Origin of the sequence: Amphibacillus indicireducens (genome assembly GCF_039539605.1) — a bacterium.
Taxonomy (GTDB): Bacteria; Bacillota; Bacilli; order Bacillales; family Amphibacillaceae; genus Amphibacillus; species Amphibacillus indicireducens.
In genome coordinates this window covers 1-561 of sequence record NZ_BAABDL010000164.1, presented here as the reverse complement: position 1 = coordinate 561, position 561 = coordinate 1, and the positions used below count along the sequence as shown (strand labels likewise).

Here is a 561-nt window from a genome sequence, read left to right as displayed (position 1 = left end):
GATCCTTGGCACATTCAATACATTGACTGGATTTCAAATGCGGTGACAGGTGATTTAGGGCAATCGTTCCGTTTTAAAATGGATGTGACTGAATTAATCGGTCAACGTCTGAATAATACGGTTTGGTTATCATTAACAACACTTGTGTTTACCTATCTGATCGCAATTCCATTAGGGATTACAAGTGGTCGCTATAATGACACACTTCGTGATCAAATGATCACTGGTTATACGTATGTCGGATTTGCGACGCCATTATTTATCTTTGCGCTTGTGATGTTATGGATCTTCGGCTTTAAGTTTGGCTGGTTCCCAACAGGTTCAAGTGTGCAAGCCGGGTTAACACCGGGCACTTGGGAATACTTCTTAAGTCGTGCCCATCACTTAATGTTACCGTCGCTCTCGATGGCGTTAATTACAACAGTGAGTACCGTTCAATATTTACGAAATGAGATCATTGATACGAAGCAAAAAGACTTTATTTTAACTGCACGCGCAAAAGGGGCTTCTGAGTCTCGCGTCTATAACCGTCACGTGCTGAGAAACTCATTATTACCGATT

1 protein-coding gene is annotated in these 561 nt (G+C 41.7%); it reads left to right on the top strand.

The features are described 5' to 3' along the window. Window positions 1-561, top strand: a 561-nt coding sequence (locus ABD814_RS13195; RefSeq protein ID WP_344914192.1) for an ABC transporter permease, incomplete at both ends; no start/stop codon positions are given.